Origin of the sequence: Streptomyces justiciae, from assembly GCF_015163075.1 — a bacterium.
In the GTDB taxonomy this organism is placed as follows: domain Bacteria; phylum Actinomycetota; class Actinomycetes; order Streptomycetales; family Streptomycetaceae; genus Streptomyces; species Streptomyces justiciae.
Map to the genome: position 1 here is coordinate 302,273 of NZ_JADDXU010000007.1, position 15,187 is coordinate 317,459.

General features: G+C 71.0%; 12 protein-coding genes. 7 read left to right on the forward strand and 5 right to left on the reverse strand.

Going from position 1 to position 15,187, the window contains the following annotated elements:
* Positions 1-52: 52 nt before the first annotated feature.
* Positions 53-1,786 carry a hypothetical protein gene (locus IQ210_RS21535; protein WP_407699714.1) on the forward strand — a complete coding sequence of 578 codons (1,734 nt, stop codon included), beginning with the start codon at positions 53-55 and terminating at the stop codon, positions 1,784-1,786.
* Here the strand turns inward: IQ210_RS21535 and IQ210_RS21540 are convergent.
* Positions 1,767-2,282, reverse strand: a complete 516-nt coding sequence (locus tag IQ210_RS21540; protein WP_194080698.1) for a YceI family protein — start codon at positions 2,280-2,282, stop codon at positions 1,767-1,769. The two genes, IQ210_RS21535 and IQ210_RS21540, sit on opposite strands and share 20 nt — an antisense overlap.
* Before the next feature lie 94 nt (positions 2,283-2,376).
* Between IQ210_RS21540 and IQ210_RS21545 the strand changes: the two genes are divergently transcribed.
* Together IQ210_RS21545 and IQ210_RS21550 are read left to right on the forward strand one after the other, a co-directional pair.
* Positions 2,377-2,886 carry a MarR family winged helix-turn-helix transcriptional regulator gene (locus tag IQ210_RS21545; protein ID WP_194080699.1) on the forward strand — a complete coding sequence of 170 codons (510 nt, stop codon included), beginning with the start codon at positions 2,377-2,379 and terminating at the stop codon, positions 2,884-2,886.
* Between the two features lie 262 nt (positions 2,887-3,148).
* A complete protein-coding gene (locus tag IQ210_RS21550; RefSeq protein ID WP_194080700.1) occupies positions 3,149-6,220 on the forward strand; it encodes an FAD-binding and (Fe-S)-binding domain-containing protein in 3,072 nt (1,023 codons plus the stop codon).
* Between the two features lie 53 nt (positions 6,221-6,273).
* On the opposite strand, the gene IQ210_RS21555 is transcribed toward IQ210_RS21550, so the two are convergent.
* Together IQ210_RS21555 and IQ210_RS21560 are read right to left on the reverse strand one after the other, a co-directional pair.
* Positions 6,274-6,891 carry a sigma-70 family RNA polymerase sigma factor gene (locus IQ210_RS21555; protein WP_194080701.1) on the reverse strand — a complete coding sequence of 206 codons (618 nt, stop codon included), beginning with the start codon at positions 6,889-6,891 and terminating at the stop codon, positions 6,274-6,276.
* Between the two features lie 832 nt (positions 6,892-7,723).
* The gene (locus tag IQ210_RS21560) at positions 7,724-8,482 is read right to left on the reverse strand and encodes a hypothetical protein (RefSeq protein ID WP_194080702.1); all 759 of its coding nucleotides are present in this window, start codon (positions 8,480-8,482) and stop codon (positions 7,724-7,726) included.
* 136 nt (positions 8,483-8,618) lie between these two features.
* Between IQ210_RS21560 and IQ210_RS21565 the strand changes: the two genes are divergently transcribed.
* The 4 genes from IQ210_RS21565 to IQ210_RS21580 all read left to right on the forward strand — a co-directional run bounded on the left by IQ210_RS21565 (position 8,619) and on the right by IQ210_RS21580 (position 13,500).
* Positions 8,619-9,056: a Fur family transcriptional regulator gene (locus IQ210_RS21565; protein WP_194080703.1), complete on the forward strand. Its 438-nt coding sequence runs from the start codon at positions 8,619-8,621 to the stop codon at positions 9,054-9,056.
* Positions 9,057-9,141: 85 nt separating this feature from the next.
* Positions 9,142-11,334, forward strand: a complete 2,193-nt coding sequence (katG, locus tag IQ210_RS21570; RefSeq protein WP_194080704.1) for a catalase/peroxidase HPI — start codon at positions 9,142-9,144, stop codon at positions 11,332-11,334.
* A 108-nt stretch (positions 11,335-11,442) separates the two neighbouring features.
* Positions 11,443-11,898: a MarR family winged helix-turn-helix transcriptional regulator gene (locus IQ210_RS21575; protein WP_194080705.1), complete on the forward strand. Its 456-nt coding sequence runs from the start codon at positions 11,443-11,445 to the stop codon at positions 11,896-11,898.
* 33 nt (positions 11,899-11,931) lie between these two features.
* Positions 11,932-13,500, forward strand: coding sequence for a DHA2 family efflux MFS transporter permease subunit (locus tag IQ210_RS21580; RefSeq protein WP_194080706.1), 1,569 nt, complete (start codon positions 11,932-11,934; stop codon positions 13,498-13,500).
* Between the two features lie 41 nt (positions 13,501-13,541).
* Here the strand turns inward: IQ210_RS21580 and IQ210_RS21585 are convergent, their stop codons facing one another.
* Positions 13,542-14,501, reverse strand: a complete 960-nt coding sequence (locus IQ210_RS21585) for a D-2-hydroxyacid dehydrogenase family protein (RefSeq protein ID WP_194080707.1) — start codon at positions 14,499-14,501, stop codon at positions 13,542-13,544.
* A 35-nt stretch (positions 14,502-14,536) separates the two neighbouring features.
* The gene (locus tag IQ210_RS21590; RefSeq protein WP_194080708.1) at positions 14,537-15,067 is read right to left on the reverse strand and encodes a TerD family protein; all 531 of its coding nucleotides are present in this window, start codon (positions 15,065-15,067) and stop codon (positions 14,537-14,539) included.
* Between the last annotated feature and the right edge of the window lie 120 nt (positions 15,068-15,187).

Genomic DNA, 15,187 nt, shown 5'->3' on the forward strand with positions numbered 1-15,187 from the left:
TCTTCACCTCCGCCACCACCCCCCTCACCGGGCACGATTACGTTCTCGTGCCGTGCACTTGGCAGACACGAAGCCGGTGACACCCGGCCGGCGGACGCAGTCGGCGGTGTCCGCCGCCCCGGAACCCACGGCGTCAGATCCTCCGGCGCAATGGCACCGCGTCCTCACCCTCCTCGCCGACATCAGCCTGTTCATCGGCACGCGCGCGGTGTGGACGCAGGCGGCCTCGCACCGACCGACGGTGGCCGCGGTCATCTCGGTCTGTTACGCCTCGATCCTGATCTGCGGCGTCCTGACCCTGACCGTCCGCAGTCGGCGCTCCCTGGCCCGTCTGGACCTGCTGATCCTGCTGACGGCGGTGACCCTGACGCTGTGCGCCTGGGTGCTGCTCCACCAGGGCAGCGACGAGGCCCAGTTGACGACCCAGGCGGCCAAGGAACTGGCCGCGGGCCATCCGATGTACGGCAGGCCCTGGCCCTGGCTGTTCGGCCGCACGGTCGCCCTCACGCCCACGGTCACCGGCACCTACGACCTGACGTACGGCTACCCCCCGCTCGCCCCGCTCCTGACCGCCCCCCTCCTCGGCCTGGGCCACGGCGCGGCCCCCGCGACGGCGGTGAGCACGGCCGCACTGATCGCCGGAGCCATCACTCTCTGGCGGATGCTGCCGACGCCTTGGCGCCCGGCGGCGACCATGGTCTTCCTGGGCTTCGGAATCCTCCCCCAGTACGCCCGTCTCGGTTACCCGGCGATCGTCGGCCTGGCCCTGCTGGTCCCGGTGGTCGTGGCCTGGCCGCGCATCGGACAGGGCGGCCGGCTGGGCGCGTCCGGCGTGGCAAGGGCGGCCTGCTTGGGCGCGGCCTGCGCCGCACAGCAACTCCCGTGGTTCCTGGCCCCGTTCCTCCTGGCCGGCCTCTACGCCGTACGCCGAGGCGAACTGGGCCCGCGCCCGGCGGCCCTGCTCGTCCTCCGCTTCACCGGCATCGCGGCCACGGCATGGCTCCTGCTCAACACGTACTTCATCGTGAGCGAACCGGCCGCCTGGCTGGACGGCATCGCCCTCCCCCTCACCCAGGGGGCGGTGCTGCACGGCCAGGGCCTGGTGGACGTGTCCTTGTACCTCACGAACGGCAGCGACCGTCTCGACTGGTACTCCCACGCCAGCCTGCTGCTGGCGGCGGGCCTTCTCGCCGTCTTCGTGCTCTTCATCCGCCGCCTGGGCCCCACGGCGACGGTCCTGCCCTGGTGCGCCTTCTTCCTCGCAACGCGCTCGCAGGACGGCTACTACCTGATGATGACGCCGCTGTGGCTGGCGTCGGCGATCACGGCACCGACGTCGGAGTTCACGCAGGCCTGGCAGCCCCGCCTGGGCACCCACCGCACCCGGATCACCATCGCCACCGTGGCCCTCGTCCCGGCCCTGCTGGCTGCCACGCTCGCGGCAACGGGCGAACCGCCCCTCCGCATGCAGGTCACGACACTGCACCGCGCCCGCCCGGTCACGGCCTCCCGCCTGCACCTGACGGTGACGAACACATCCGGGACGGCCCTGAAGCCCCACTTCATGCTCACCACGGGCCAGGGCATGAGCCGTTACTGGCGCATCGTGCGCGGCCCGAAGACCCTCCCGCCCCACACCACGGCGAGCTACGACCTCGGGCCGCCCTCCACCCCGTACGGCGGCCGGTACGTCATCCCCAGACCCGGCAGGCATCTGCGACTGCGCGCCTTCACGGCCGCCCCCCAGACCCTGTCGACCACGTACGTCAGCTTGCCGCCCTCGTGAACCGGAGGGTCGCGGAGACCATGGTGAGGCCGCGGATCATGCCCAGCTGGTTCCAGCCCATGCCGAAGTGCTCTCGGTCCACGGAGAACTCGGCGTCGAGAGTGAGCGCGTCGGCGTCCGCGCCCACGAGCCTGGCGGTGAAGGACTGCGGACGGCTGATGCCACGCACGGTCAGCTGACCGATCACATGAACCTTCTCCCCGTCACGCAGCTCGGCGCTGCGCACTGCGAAGGTGATCTCGGGGTGGTTCTCGGCGTCGAAGAAGTCGGCGCTCTTCAGGTGCGTGTCCCGCTTGGCGTTCTTGGTGTCCAGGGAGGCGACGTCCAGCGTCAGCGTGCCCACGGCGGACCCGTCGGCCCGCACCTCGCCCTGCCCGTGCACGGCACCGAAGGTGCCCTTCACGGTCACCAGGTTCCACATGGTCTTGTGCTTGATCCCGACGGTCGAGGCGGCGGCGTCGAGCTGCCAGGTCCCGGTTTCCACGGCAACGGTCATGGTCTCTCACTCCTGCTATCCAGTAGTCCAAATTTGGATGATGAAGTCACCGTAGCCGCTAATCCAAAATTGAACAACAGATACACTGGAACCCATGGCCGCCGACTCCACCCCCTCCGACCACTCCGACTGCCCCTCCTCCACAGGTGACGGACTGCTCCCCCCGGAGCTGCACGCGTGGATGCTGATGCTGGCCGCGACCGGGGCCGTCGAGCAGGAGCTGCGTTCCGTGGTCAAGAAGCGGCTGGACGTCTCCCACGACGAGTTCCTGATCCTGTGCCTGCTGGCCGGACACCCCGGCGAGGCCCTGCGCATGACCCGCGTCGCCGAGCTCCTGGGCCGCCCCAAGACCCGCCTCACCTACCAGATCGCCTGCCTCCAGCACGCGGGCCTGGTCACCCGCCAGTCCGTCTGCGGCGACAAACGAGGCGTGGAGGTGGCCCTCACGGAAAAGGCCCGGGCACTACTGAAGGACGCCTCGGCAACCTTGGCCGACACAGTCAAGGAAGGCCTGTCCCGCTTCATGGGCCCGGCCCAGTGCGAGGCGATGCGCGCACTGATGCCGGAGGCGACACCAGAGCACCCGGTCACGCCGGGGACGTAGAGACCCTCTGTCCCCAATCCCACAGCACAGGCCCACCAAGTCCCACTGTCTGCGGGCCACCGGCCGGGAGGGAGCCGTAGGGGCGCGCCGGTGTCGAGAGCGCGAACGCGCGGAGGCCCGAAGGGTTGAGCACGATCGCGCTCTCGACACCGGCTGAGAGCGCCCCGAAGGCGACCGACCCAGATATTCAGCACGCCGGCTGCAGGAGGCGCCTTCTCAGCGCACCGAACTGCAAGGGCCGTAACGTGGGTACCCGTCCCGCATGTCCACCCTGGAATCAGCCCTCCACCACCGCGTAGACGGCGAGGTCCGCTTCGACGCCGGTTCGCGGGCCGCCTACTCCACGGACGCCTCCAACTTCCGTCAGACCCCGATCGGCGTGGTGGTCCCCCGTACCCCCGAGGCCGCGGCCGAGGCCGTGGCCGTCGCCCGCGAGTACGACGCCCCCGTGCTCTCCCGGGGCGGCGGCACCAGCCTCGCCGGCCAGTGCACGAACACCGCGATAGTCATCGACTGGTCGAAGTACTGCCATCGCGTCGAATCCGTGGATCCCAAGGCCCGCACCTGCATAGTCCAGCCCGGCATAGTCCTGGACGACCTCAACCGCCAACTGGCCCCCACCGGCCTCCGCTTCGGCCCGGAACCCGCCACGCACGCCAACTGCACGATCGGCGGCATGATCGGCAACAACTCCTGCGGCGCCACGGCCCAGGCGCACGGCAAGGTCGTGGACAACATCGCCCGCCTGGAGGTGCTGCTCTACGACGGCACCCGGTTCTGGTGCGGGGCGACCAGCGACGACGAGTACGCGGCCATCGAGCGCCAGGGCGACCTCCGCGCCACCCTGTACCGCCGCCTTCGCACTCTCCGCGACACCCACGCCGACGAGATCCGCCACCGCTTCCCGGACATCCCCCGCCGTGTCTCCGGCTACAACCTGGACTCGCTCCTCCCGGAGCACGGTTTCGACGTCGCCGGCCTGCTGGTCGGCAGCGAGTCGACGCTGGTGACCGTCCTGCGCGCCGAACTCAAACTGGTACCGGTCGTCAAAGAGCAGACGCTCGTAGTCCTCGGCTTCCCGGACATCGACACGGCCGCGGACGCCGTACCGGAGATCCTGCCGTACGAGCCGATCGCCCTGGAGGGAGTCGACTCGCGGCTGATCCGGGACGAGCGGATCAAGCATCTCAACCCGAAGGCACGGGCCCAACTCCCGGAGGGCAACGCCTATTTGATGGTCCAGTTCGGCGGGGAGACCGTCGAGGAGTCTGACGAGCACGCGCACCGGATGCTGGACGGGCTGCACGAGTCCGAGCACGATCCCAAGGTCGCGTTCTTCGACGACCCTTCCCATGAAGAGGAGTTGTGGCAGGTCCGCGAGGCCGGTCTCGGCGCGACCGCGCACATCCCGGGCCACCCCGACACCTTCGAGGGCTGGGAGGACTCTGCGGTCCCGCCGGACCGGCTCGGCGAGTATCTGCGCCGACTGCGGCGCCTGTACGAGGAGTTCGGGTATCTGAGCGACACCGGCCCGAGCCTGTACGGCCACTTCGGGCACGGCTGTGTGCACACCCGCATCCCCTTCGACCTGTACTCCGCGGACGGGGTGGCCGCGTACCGCAGGTTCATGGAGCGGGCCGCCGATCTGGTGGCGGAGTTCGGCGGTTCGTTCTCCGGTGAGCACGGGGACGGGCAGAGCCGGGGCGAGCTGCTGCCCAGGATGTTCGGGGAGCAACTGGTCAGCGCCTTCAACGAGTTGAAGGGCGCCTTCGACCCGCTCAACCGTATGAACCCCGGGAAGGTCGTGGCGCCGTACCGCCTCGACGAGAACCTCCGCCTCGGCGGCGACTGGGCCCCGTACGCGCCTCGGGACCTGCACTTCCAGTTCCCGGACGACGGCGGCTCGCTCGCGGAGGCCGCCAACCGGTGCGTGGGCGTGGGCAAATGCCGCCAACTCACCTCCGAAGGCTCGGTGATGTGTCCGTCGTACCAGGTCACGCGGGAGGAGGAGCATTCCACGCGCGGCCGGGCCCGGCTGCTGTTCGAGATGCTCGACGGTCATGGCGACAGCGCGATCCAGGACGGTTGGCGTTCGCAGGCGGTGCATGACGCGCTCGACCTGTGTCTGGCCTGCAAGGGCTGCAAGCGGGACTGTCCGGCCGACGTCGACATGGCGACGTACAAGGCGGAGTTCCTGTCCCACCACTACGAGGGCCGCTGGTGGCGCAGGCCGCGAGCGCATCTCTCGATGGGCTGGCTGCCGATGCTCGCGCAGGCGGTGGGCCGCTCCCGCCTGGCCCCGGCCGTGAACGCCCTCACCCACACACCGCTCCTCTCGGCAGCGGCCGTGACCGTGGCCGGTGTCGAGAACCGGGAGCTGCCGCTGTTCGCCGGCGAGACGCTCCAGCAGTGGTTCGCGCACCATGAGCCGTACGGCGACGGCGCGCGCGGGAGCGTCCTGCTGTGGCCGGACACTTTCACCAACCACTTCCATCCGCACGTCGGCCGGGCCGCGGTGGCGCTCCTGGAACACGCGGGCTGGCGGGTGGAGTTGCCCACCGAGCCGCTGTGCTGCGGACTGACCTGGATCTCCACCGGGCAACTCGGCGTCGCCGAGCGGGTGTTGGGCCGTACCGTACGGCAACTCGCGCCGCATGTGCGGGACGGCGGGCTGGTGGTCGTGCTCGAACCGAGCTGTGCGGCGGTGTTCCGGTCGGACGCGCACGACCTGTTCCCCGGCGACCGGGACGTACGGCGGCTGCGCGACCGGACGGTGACGCTCGCCGAGCTGCTGACCGAGCACTCCCCCGGCTACGAACCCCCGCAGGTCCCGGAGCGGTCCGCGCACGCCCTGGCGCAGGTGCACTGCCATCAGCACGCGGTCCTGGGCTGGGACGCCGACGCCGAACTGCTGCGCCGGGCCGGTGTCGACACCGAGCGGCTGGACTCCGGATGCTGCGGGCTGGCCGGGAACTTCGGCTTCGAGCCGGGGCATCTCGACGTCAGCGAGGCGTGCGCGGAACGCGTGCTGCTGCCGAGACTGCGGGACGCGGCACCGGAGACGGTGGTGCTGGCCGACGGCTTCAGCTGCCGCACCCAGGTGGCCGAGTTCGACAGCGGCGGCCACGAGGGTGTCCACCTCGCGGAGCTGCTGGCGGTGGGGCTGCCGGGCGGGGACGGTGCCGCGTACGGCAGCGCGTACGGTGTGGCCCCGGACGCCCGCCCCGCACCTCCGGGCCGCCGGGCCCGGGCCCTCGCCCTGGCGGGGAGCGGGGTGGCCGCGGCGGGCGTGGTGGGGGCGGCGCTGGGGGTGGTGCGTTCGATACGGCGGTGAGGGCGCGGTCGGTGTGGTGCCGCCGGACGCCGACGCATCCGGCAACCGCCCCCTCAGGCGACCAGCACAGCGCCGCCACTCACCTCCGCGTCGGCGTCCGCCAGCAGCGCGGTCAGCGTCTCCCTCGCCCGTGCCACCCGCGAGCGCACCGTGCCCACCGGGCATTCGCTGATCTCGGCCGCCTCCGCGTAGGGCAGGCCGAGGAGTTGGGTGAGGACGAAGGCCTCACGCCGTTCGACGGGCAGCGCGGCCAGGAGGTCGAGTAGGGCCACGCCCTCGTCGAAGCCGGGCAGTCCGCGCGGCTGGGCGAGTTCGGCGGCCAGCTGCCAGTCCGGTACGTCGGAGAGACGTGGCCGGGCCGCGGCGTAGCGGTAGCCGTCGATCACGGCACGGCGGGCGATGGACAGCAGCCAGGCACGGGCCGAGGAGCGCCCCTCGAACCGGTGCAGGCTGCCGAGAGCCCGCAGGAACGTGTCCTGTGCGAGGTCGTCGACGGCCTGGGGATCGGCGCACAGATGGGCGACGTAGCGCAGGACGTCGCGGTGCAGGGCGCGGACGAAGCGCTCGACGGCGACTGCGTCGCCGGCACGGGCGGCCAGCGCCCAGGCGGTCGTCGACTCGTCCGGAGGTCGGGATTCTTCACGCCATGAGGGCGGGGCAGGGGTGATCACCTGATGTCCTTCTCGGTCATGGGGAATTCCGGGGATGCCAGGGATGCCGGGGGGCGCCGGAGACTCTGGGGACTCCGGTGGCTCCAGGAGGCCAGGGACTCCGAGGGCTCGGGGGACGGGACTCCGCGGGCCCCGAGGGCTCCGAGGCCCGAGAACTCCGAGGCCCGAGAGCTCGGGGCCCCTGAGCCTCCGTGGCTCCGGACCTCCGGGGCCTCCCGACCTCCGGGGCCTCCAGACCTCCGGGACCTCCCGACCTCGGGGGCCTCCGGACCTCCGGGGACTCCGAGGGCCGCGAGGGCTCCCAGGGCTCCCAGGGCGCCGGGGACTCCGAAGGCTCGGGGCCCCTGAGCCTCCGTGGCTCCGGACCTCCGGGGCCTCCCGACCTCGGGGGACTCCGGACCTCCGGGGACTCCGAGGGCCGCGAGGGCTCCCAGGGCGCCGGGGACTCCGAGGGCTCGGAGCCCCTGAGCCTCCGTGGCTCCGAACCTCCGGGGCCTCCCGACCTCCGGGGACTCCAGACCTCCGGGAGCTCTGAAGGCTCAGGGCACCCAAGGCCTCCACGGCTCCGGGGGCCCCTAGGCGCCTGGGGCTCCGGGCCTACGGGACTCCGGGGCTCCAGACGCCCGGGGCTCCGGGGCTCCAGGGCTCCAGGGCAATCACCGCCTCCGGGGTTTCCGAGGCTTAACGGGATTCCGGGGGTTCCGGACCGGCCAGCCGCGCGCTGAGGCGTGGGCGGCGAGGGTCCGGTGCTGCGGGGGACGGCCGTACGGCGCCGGAGCGGTCGTACGGCTGACGCCCGAGGCGCGCACGGGCGGCCTCGGGTCAGTGGCTGTCAGGCGACAGCGGTCCCCGCGGGAGGTCCCCGTGTGGTGATCGCATGGCTGAGAAGGAGGAGCCGCGGCGCCCGCGCGGAGCGGCGCCGGGGCCGGCCGGTACGCGGCCGGTGCGTCGGCGTGGGGAGGGCGAGCAGCAGTCGTAGCGGCGCCGCGAGCCATCCGGCGACGGCCCGCAGCAGCCGGAAGGCGGCCCGTTCGCCGTACGCCAGCCACAGTCCGCACAGCAGCGCGGCCAGCAGGTGGGCGGCGAGCATGCCGAGAGAGGAGGAGCCGGCGCCGGTGTGCCCCGCACCCATGTGCGCGATGTCCATGAGGTCCATGGAGTCCATGTGCATCGAACCGACGTGCGCGGAGCCCACGTGCGCCGAGCCCATGTCCATCGCACCCATGTGCGTCGCGCCCATATGCGTCGCACCCACGTCCATGGCACCCATATCGCCAGCGCTCATATCCCCGGCGCTCATATCGCCCGCGCCGCCCGCCATGCCCGGCCCCGCCGCCCTCGGCTGTGCCAGCGAGAACCCCTCATGGAGTGCCGTCTGGGCGGCGACGACCAGCCCGACCACCGTCGGCAGCCCGCGTTCCCGCCCGGCCAGGCACCAGGCCGCGGCCCCGGTGAGGAGCGTGCCGCAGGCCAGGGCCCAGGCGGGCACGTGCCGGCCGGACATCAGGACGTGGCCCAGGGCGGCGAGCAGCACGCAGACGGCCGCGAACACCGCGGCCCGTACTGTGCGCGTTACCCACCCTGACGTCATGGCGTCACATCCTCCCATCCGGCCCGGCCTCGCCGCAGTCGTCCCAAGGGTTCTCCTGCGGTCAAGGTGCGCGACATCAAACTGGGAGGATTCCTTTTCTTGAACTATTCGTGTTTACGGGGGTAGGTTGTCCCGCATGACTGCACCCCAGCCCCCGACTCCCGCCGATGAGCTGCGCGGTGCCGGCCTGCGGGTGACGGCCGCCCGGGTCGCCCTGCTGGAGACCGTCCGCGCCGGGGACCACCTCGGCGTCGAGATGATCGCCGAGGGTGTGCGCGACCGGGTCGGCCACATATCGCTTCAGGCCGTGTACGACGCGCTCCACGCGCTCACCACGGCCGGGCTCGTCCGCCGTATCGAGCCGCCGGGCAGCCCGGCCCGGTTCGAGGGTCGTGTCGGCGACAACCACCACCACCTGGTGTGCCGTTCGTGCGGTGTCGTCGTCGACGTCGACTGCGCGGTCGGTCACGCCCCGTGTCTGACCGCTGCGGACGACCGCGGCTTCACGGTCGACGAGGCCGAGGTCATCTACTGGGGCCTGTGCCCCGCCTGTTCGTCCACGAGCAGTACCTGAAAGCCACCAGCGGTACCGAGCACCAAGCACCACCACCAGCAGTTCCTCAGCTCCAACGATCCGCCCCGTCCGGAAGGATTCCCCCATGTCCGAGAGCAACGCCGCCCCCGAGGGCAAGTGCCCCGTGGCGCACGACCGCGCCCTGCACCCCACCCAGGGCGGTGGCAACCGCCAGTGGTGGCCGGAGCGGCTCAACCTGAAGATCCTGGCCAAGAACCCCGCCGTGGCGAACCCGCTCGGTGAGGAGTTCGACTACGCGGCGGCGTTCCAGTCCCTGGACCTGGCGGCCGTGAAACAGGACATCGCCGAGGTCCTGACGGACTCCAAGGACTGGTGGCCGGCCGACTTCGGGCACTACGGCCCGTTCATGATCCGTATGGCCTGGCACAGCGCGGGCACCTACCGCATCAGCGACGGCCGCGGCGGCGCCGGCGCCGGCCAGCAGCGCTTCGCCCCGCTGAACAGCTGGCCGGACAACGGCAACCTGGACAAGGCCCGCCGGCTGCTGTGGCCGGTGAAGAAGAAGTACGGCCAGAGCCTGTCCTGGGCCGACCTGATGATCCTCGCCGGCAACGTGGCCCTTGAGTCCATGGGCTTCGAGACCTTCGGCTTCGGCGGCGGCCGCGAGGACGTCTGGGAGTCGGAGGAGGACGTCTACTGGGGTCCCGAGAAGGTCTGGCTCGACGACCAGCGCTACACGGGCGACCGTGAGCTGGAGAGCCCTCTCGGCGCGGTCCAGATGGGTCTGATCTACGTCAACCCCGAGGGCCCCAACGGCAACCCGGACCCGATCGCCGCGGCCCGCGACATCCGTGAGACGTTCCGCCGGATGGCGATGAACGACGAGGAGACCGTCGCCCTCATCGCCGGTGGCCACACCTTCGGCAAGACCCACGGTGCCGGCCCGGCCGAGAACGTCGGCGCCGACCCCGAGGCCGCCCCGATCGAGGCCCAGGGTCTCGGCTGGAAGAGCACCTACGGCACCGGCAAGGGCGGCGACGCCATCACCTCCGGCCTGGAGGTCACCTGGACCGCCACGCCGACCCAGTGGAGCAACGGGTTCTTCAAGAACCTCTTCGAGTACGAGTACGAGCTGTCGGCGAGCCCGGCCGGCGCCCACCAGTGGGTCGCCAAGAACGCCGAGGCGATCATCCCCGACGCCCACGACGCGTCGAAGAAGAAGCTCCCGACGATGCTCACCACCGACCTGTCGCTGCGCTTCGACCCGGTCTACGAGCAGATCTCGCGCCGCTTCTACGAGAACCCCGACCAGTTCGCGGACGCCTTCGCCCGCGCCTGGTACAAGCTGACCCACCGTGACATGGGCCCGAAGTCGCTGTACCTCGGCTCCGAGGTCCCGGCCGAGACCCTGCTGTGGCAGGACCCGCTGCCGGAGGCCGAGGGCGAGCCCATCGACGCCGCCGACGTCACGGCGCTCAAGGCCAAGCTGCTCGACTCGGGTCTGTCGGTCTCGCAGCTGGTGTCCACCGCGTGGGCGTCGGCCTCGACGTACCGCAACAGCGACAAGCGCGGCGGTGCCAACGGTGCCCGTATCCGCCTCCAGCCGCAGGCCGGCTGGGAGGTCAACGAGCCCGACGAGCTGGCCCAGGTGCTGCGCGTCCTGGAGGGTGTCCAGGCCGAGTTCAACACCGGCGCCAAGAAGGTCTCGATCGCCGACCTGATCATCCTCGGCGGTGCCGCCGGTGTCGAGAAGGCCGCCAAGGACGCCGGGTACGACATCGAGGTGCCCTTCACCCCGGGTCGTGTGGACGCCACGGACGAGCACACGGACGCGGAGTCCTTCGCCGCGCTCGAGCCCACCGCGGACGGCTTCCGCAACTACCTCGGCAAGGGCAACCGCCTGCCGGCCGAGTACCTGCTGCTCGACAAGGCCAACCTGCTGGGCCTGAGCGCCCCCGAGCTGACCGTCCTCGTCGGCGGTCTGCGCGTCCTCGGCGCCAACTACCAGAACACCGCGCACGGCGTCTTCACGAAGACCCCGGGCAAGCTGACGAACGACTTCTTCGTCAACCTGCTCGACCTGGGCCAGACCTGGACCGCCGTGTCGGAGGACCAGACGGTCTTCGAGTCCCGCGACGACGCCACCGGCGAGGTCAAGTGGACCGGCACCCGTGCCGACCTGGTCTTCGGCTCGAACTCCGAGCTGCGGGCGCTGGCCGAGGTGTACGCGAGCGACGACGCCAAGGAGAAGTTCGTGAAGGACTTCGTGGCGGCGTGGGTCAAGGTCTCCAACGCGGACCGCTTCGACCTGGTCTGATGACCTGATCGCTTGGTGTGGGGCGGCCCTCAGGGGTCGCCCCACACCCATGTCCGGACGGAATTACCTATGTTGACATAGGTATCAGGGAATACTTATCCTCGCTTCATGCGCCAGGACATCGACCACGTGGCCGCAGGCCTCGCGGCATGCCTGCCCGCCCTGTACCGGGCCCTGGACCGCCAGGTCGGCCAGGACTTCCCGCACCCCAAGCCGCCCGAGGCCCAGCTCGCGCTGCTGAGCCATGTCGAGGCGCACGAGGGCGTGACCGTACGCGAGGCCGCGGACGCCCTGCTGATGAAGCCGAACAACGTCAGCGCGCTCGTCACGCAGATGACCGAGCAGGGCATGCTGGAGCGCCGACAGGACCCCGCCGACAAGCGGGTCGCGCATCTGCATCTCACCCCGACCTCCCGGGAGCGTCTCGCCGAGGTCAACCAATTGAAGGGCGCCCATCTCGCGCGCGCCCTGCGTGCCCTGACCGACGGCGAACTGGACGCCCTCGGCTCGGCGTTGGGCGCGCTCGAGTCGCTCAGCGGACGTCTCCACACTCACGCCCGCTGATCACTCACGCCCTCACGAAGGACAGGCACCGCCATGCCCTCCGCCACCCTGACCACCCCTACGGACGCCACCGCGGCACCCCGCGGCCGGCGCGCCAACCCCTGGCTCACCCTCATAGCCGTCGCCTTCGGCCTCTTCATGGTCGGCCTCGACGGTTCGGTCGTCTCGATCGCCAACCCGGAGATCGGCCGGGACCTGGGTGCCTCGACCGCCGACCTCCAGTGGGTCACCAACTCCTATCTGCTGGCCCTCGCCGCCGCCCTGATCCTCGGCGGCAAGCTCGGTGACCGCTTCGGCCGCCGCACGTTCTATCTGATCGGCGTCGCGGGCTTCACCGCCGCGTCCGTCGCGATCGGCCTGTCCGGCTCGATCACCGGCGTCATCGTCTTCCGCGCGTTCCAGGGCTTCTTCGGCGCGCTGCTGATGCCGAACACCCTGGGCATGCTGCGTGCGGTGTTCCCGCCGAAGAAGTTCGGCATGGCGGTCGGCATCTGGGCGATGGTCTCCTCGGTGTCGACGGCCCTCGGCCCCATCGTCGGTGGCCTGTTGGTGCAGCACGTCAACTGGGAGTCGGTGTTCTACATCAACGCCCCGATCGGCGTCGTGGCGATCGTCTTCAGCGCGGCGGTGCTGCCGCAGAGCCGCAACTCCGCAGCCAGGGACGAGAAGTTCGACATCGTCGGCGTCGCCCTCCTCGCGGTGGGCCTGCTCGCCGTGGTCTTCGGCGTCGTCAAGGGCGAGACGTGGGGCTGGACTTCGGGCGGCACGCTGGGTGCGATCGCGGCGGGCGTACTGATCCTGGTCCTCTTCGGCCGGTACGAGACCCGGGTGGCGTCCCCGCTCCTCCCGATGCGGCTGTTCCGCAACCCGGCGCTGACGATCGGCACGGTCATCACCGCGCTGAACTTCTTCGTCCTGCTCGGCGTGATCTTCTTCGTGATGCTGTACCTGCAGAACGTGCGCGGATTCTCCCCCGTCGAGGCCGGTGTCCGCACCCTGCCGCTGAGCCTGGCCTCGGTCGTGGCGTCCCCGCTGGGCGCGGCGCTGACGGAGCGCTTCGGCCCGCGTCTGACGATGCCGCTGGGCATGGGGCTCCAGGCGATCGCCTGCTTCACGATGCTGAGTTGGGGCGCGGACTCCTCGTACACCACCATGTGGCCGCCGTTCATCGCCCTCGGTCTGGGTGTCGGCATGGTGATGGCGTCCTCCTCCGACGCGATCGTCGGGAACGCGCCGGTGAAGGACGGTGGCGTGGCGGGCGGTCTGCAGGCCACCGCGCTCCAGATCGGCGGGGCGCTCGGTACGTCCGTGCTGGTCTCCCTCATCACCGGCCGCGTCGGCGCCACGCTGACGGACGAGCTGACCTCCGCGGGCGTCCCCGCCGGGGCCGCCAACGGCCTGGCCGAGGCGAAGGACGCGGTGGCCATGGGCGCCGCCCCCGTCTCCGCCGAGATGCCGACGCAGCTGAGGTCGGCGGTCGTCGAGGGCAGTCACCAGGCCTTCATGAACGGCGTGCACGCCTCGGTGCTGGTCGCGGGCGTGCTGTGCGTGCTGGGGGCGCTGGTGGCGGCGACGGGGGTACGCAGGGCTCCCGGACGCTAGTTCAGCGTGCGCACGAGCTGGCGTACGTCGGCGGCCGGACGCTAGTTCAACGTGCGTACGGGGCTGCCGTCCAGGAACGCGGTGATGTCCTCGACCGCTTCCCGGTAGTACGTGCGGTAGTTGTGCTCGGTGACGTAGCCGAGGTGGGGCGTGGCCAGCACGTTCGGGAGGGTGCGCAGGGGGTCGTCGGCGGGCAGCGGCTCGGTGTCGAAGACGTCGAGGCCGGCGCCGGCGATCCAGCCCTCGCGCAGCGCCCGCAGGAGGGCGGCCCGGTCGACGATGGCCGCGCGGGAGGTGTTGACCAGGAAGGCGTGCGGGCGCATGGCGCGCAGTTCCGGCTCGCCGAGCAGGCCGCGGGTGCGGTCGGACAGCACGAGGTGGACGGAGACGAAGTCGCTGCGCCGCAGCAAGTCCTCCTTGCTGTCGGCCAGTTGGACCCCGTCCCCCGCCGCCCGCTCGGCGGTCAGGTTCTGGCTCCACGCCACGACCTCCATACCGAAGGCGGTGGCGACCCTGGCGACCCGGCTGCCGATCTTGCCGAGCCCGAGCAGGCCCAGGGTGCGGCCGTGCAGGTCCTGCCCGACGGTGGACTGCCACGGCCCGCCCTCGCGCATCGCCCGGCTCTCGACGGTGACCTGCCGTGCGAGGCCGAGCAGCAGCGCCCACGTCAGCTCGACGGGCGGGGTCGAACTGCTCGCCGTACCGCAGACGGTGATGCCCTGTGCCGTCGCCGCGGCGAGGTCGATGGAGGCGTTGCGCATCCCGGTGGTCACCAGCAGCCGCAACCGGGGCAGCCGGCTCAGCAGGTCGGCGTCGAAGGGGGTGCGCTCCCGCATGGCGACGACGATCTCGCAGTCGGCGAGTTGGGCGACCAACTCGTCCCGGTCGGCGATGTGTTCACGGAACGCCCGCACCTCGACCCTGCCGTCGAGGGCACTCCAGTCCGCGAGGGTCAGGGCGGCGCCCTGGTAGTCGTCCAGCACAGCGCAGTAAACGGTCATGCGGGCCATTCTGCAGGCGCCGGATCATCCACCGCTCACTGCCGCATGCTGCCCATCTCGGCGGCGAAGAGCACGGGATCGCTGTCGTATCCCCGGACCATGCCGTGGAACCGCCACGCTCCGGACTCGTCCCGGGTGAACTCCGCGACCGTCGCGGCCGTGGCGTCGGCGACGGTCGTGAAGTCGTCGGCGAGCAGCTGCCGATAGCCTTCCACGACGACCACGCCGGCGTTGGCTATCTCGCCGAACGTGCGGGGCCCGCTGTCCTGATGGATGCCCACTCCGACCACGACCCGCCCGTACGCGGACGACACCCGGTCGAACTCCAGCACCATCGCCTCGACGAACCCGTACCCCATGCCGGTCTCGCTGTGCCGGGTCATGTTGATCGTGCCGTCCGGGGACCGGCTGTCGTAGTGCACGACATACACCGGCCGCCCATGAGGATCGTCGACGGAGTAGGTCGCGGCGATGATGTCGAGATGCCGAGGAGGCTCCCCGTACGGGCTCGGATCCCAGCGAAGCTTCACTTCGACCTTGCCCAGCCCGTCCCCCACACCACTCACCCTGTCACTCCCCCTCACGCCCTGGCGAGACGTCCCCGCACCGTGAAGTATGCGTCGTGGCCAGCACTTTGATGCCTTGTTAGCGGCCCCACGGTTCGGTCAAGATTTTCTCCGGCACCG

Coding starts and splice junctions, on each gene's coding strand:
- IQ210_RS21540 (WP_194080698.1), bottom strand. CDS start 2,282: ATGACCGTTGCCGTGGAAACCGGGACCTGGCAGCTCGACGCCGCCGCC.
- IQ210_RS21545 (WP_194080699.1), top strand. CDS start 2,377: ATGGCCGCCGACTCCACCCCCTCCGACCACTCCGACTGCCCCTCCTCC.
- IQ210_RS21550 (WP_194080700.1), top strand. CDS start 3,149: ATGTCCACCCTGGAATCAGCCCTCCACCACCGCGTAGACGGCGAGGTC.
- IQ210_RS21560 (WP_194080702.1), bottom strand. CDS start 8,482: ATGACGTCAGGGTGGGTAACGCGCACAGTACGGGCCGCGGTGTTCGCG.
- IQ210_RS21565 (WP_194080703.1), top strand. CDS start 8,619: ATGACTGCACCCCAGCCCCCGACTCCCGCCGATGAGCTGCGCGGTGCC.
- katG (WP_194080704.1), top strand. CDS start 9,142: ATGTCCGAGAGCAACGCCGCCCCCGAGGGCAAGTGCCCCGTGGCGCAC.
- IQ210_RS21575 (WP_194080705.1), top strand. CDS start 11,443: ATGCGCCAGGACATCGACCACGTGGCCGCAGGCCTCGCGGCATGCCTG.
- IQ210_RS21580 (WP_194080706.1), top strand. CDS start 11,932: ATGCCCTCCGCCACCCTGACCACCCCTACGGACGCCACCGCGGCACCC.
- IQ210_RS21585 (WP_194080707.1), bottom strand. CDS start 14,501: ATGACCGTTTACTGCGCTGTGCTGGACGACTACCAGGGCGCCGCCCTG.